1 protein-coding gene and 1 pseudogene are annotated in these 1361 nt (G+C 68.3%); one reads left to right on the forward strand and one right to left on the reverse strand.

Going from position 1 to position 1361, the window contains the following annotated elements:
• Positions 1-774: HAD-IIA family hydrolase (locus ACFU99_RS43830; RefSeq protein ID WP_384404396.1), on the reverse strand; the 774-nt coding region annotated here is incomplete at its 3' end.
• 221 nt (positions 775-995) lie between these two features.
• Here ACFU99_RS43830 and ACFU99_RS43835 point away from each other — a divergent pair.
• A pseudogene (locus tag ACFU99_RS43835) lies at positions 996-1361 on the forward strand (hypothetical protein); the annotation flags it as partial.

A 1361-nucleotide genomic window follows, 5' to 3' on the forward strand; every position in this document is an offset into this window, starting at 1 on the left:
GAGGTCCACCAGGTCCGCGATCGAGTCCACGACGCGCGTCGGCCGGTACGGGTAGCGGTCGATGTCGTCCTTGCCGGTCAGCCCGGTGAGCACGAGGAACGTCTCCATCCCCGCCTCCAGCCCCGCCAGCACGTCCGTGTCCATCCGGTCGCCGATCATCGCGCTGGTCTCGGAATGGGCGCCGATGGTGTTGAGCCCGGTCCGCATCATCAGGGGATTCGGCTTGCCGACGAAGTACGGCTCCTTGCCCGTCGCCTTGGTGATCAGCGCGGCCACCGAACCCGTCGCGGGCAGCGCGCCCTCGGGGGAAGGCCCGGTGTTGTCGGGGTTGGTCGCGATGAAGCGGGCCCCGTTGTTGATGAGCCGGATCGCCTTGGTCAGCGCCTCGAAGGAATAGGTGCGGGTCTCACCCAGGATGACGAAATCGGGGTCGGCGTCGCTCAGTACATAACCGGCGTCGTGCAGCGCGGTGGTCAGTCCCGCCTCGCCGATCACATAGGCCGTGCCGCCGGGGTGCTGGTTGTCCAGGAAATTGGCGGTGGCCAGCGCCGAGGTCCAGATGTTCTCGACCGGCACGTCCAGCCCGATCCGGTTCAGCCGCGCGTGCAGGTCACGGGCCGTGTAGATCGAATTGTTGGTGAGCACGAGAAACGGCCTGCCGGAGTCGCGCAGCTTCTTGATGAAGGCATCGGCCCCGGGCACCGGAACGCCCTCGTGCATCAGCACGCCGTCCATATCGGTCAGCCACGATTCAATGGGCTTGCGCTCTGTCATGGGTGAGAACTCCTGCCGTCCGCGGAATCATGGGACGGCCATCCTATTCATGCGCGCCAACGCGGTGACTTCGCTGTGCTTTCTCCCCTTATATGGGCGCTCTGCGCCGCCCTCGGGCCTTCCCGAAAAGCCGTTTCGTCACCTGATGGAGTAATGCGGACACGGAGCGGATGCGCGCGGCGGCCCCAGGGTGAAGCGTCGAACGCACCAGGAGGTACGCCATGGGTTCTGTCCGCGGCACTGTCCGCCTCTCGCTCTGCGGCGCGTTCGCCGTCGCCGCCCTCGTCGTCGCCCCCCTCTGCGCCCAAGCCGACGAACTCGCCGATCCGTACGCGACGGCCGAGGAGACGCCCGGCGCCGTGCGGATCGAGCCGCTCACCGGCGCTGCCGGCGGCGAGATCGCGCTGCGGGTCTCCGGCTGCCGGGCCGACAAGGCGGTCGCCAAGTCGGAGGCGTTCGTCGCCGACGTGAAGCTGGCGAAGGACTCCGACGGGCTCTTCGGCCAGGCCGTCATCCGCTCCACGGTGAGCGTCGGCGAGTACGCCGTCACCGTCGCCTGCGCGGGCGAGGAGGAGACGGTCCAGGGG

The organism is Streptomyces sp. NPDC057654 (assembly GCF_042800135.1).
Lineage (GTDB): Bacteria > Actinomycetota > Actinomycetes > Streptomycetales > Streptomycetaceae > Streptomyces.